1 protein-coding gene is annotated in these 268 nt (G+C 40.3%); it reads right to left on the bottom strand.

Going from position 1 to position 268, the window contains the following annotated elements; translation table 11 throughout:
• A partial coding sequence (locus tag AAEY83_RS15520; protein ID WP_351060355.1) for a POTRA domain-containing protein occupies window positions 1-268 on the bottom strand: 268 nt, incomplete at both ends.

Raw genomic sequence — 268 nt, forward strand, 5'->3', positions numbered from 1 at the left:
TTATAAGGCTGCCCTTTGGCAAAAGGCGCTAAAGAACGAATATACTTTTCAGCAGGTGTATCGCTAGCAATTACAATATCGCCAAACTGATAACGCACCCCAGTTTCAATAATAAAAGTAACTTCTGCGCTATGTTTCCCCAAAGATACTTCTAGTTTACGCGCAGGCCATTTAGCGTCAAAATAACCTAGCTCTAACAGCATTGATTCTATTTTTTTATGCGCGCTGTCATAATGTCCGTGGTTTAAAATATCTCCCTGCTTTAGGG

This window comes from Psychrobacter sp. TB20-MNA-CIBAN-0197 (assembly GCF_040309765.1).
GTDB lineage: Bacteria > Pseudomonadota > Gammaproteobacteria > Pseudomonadales > Moraxellaceae > Psychrobacter > Psychrobacter submarinus.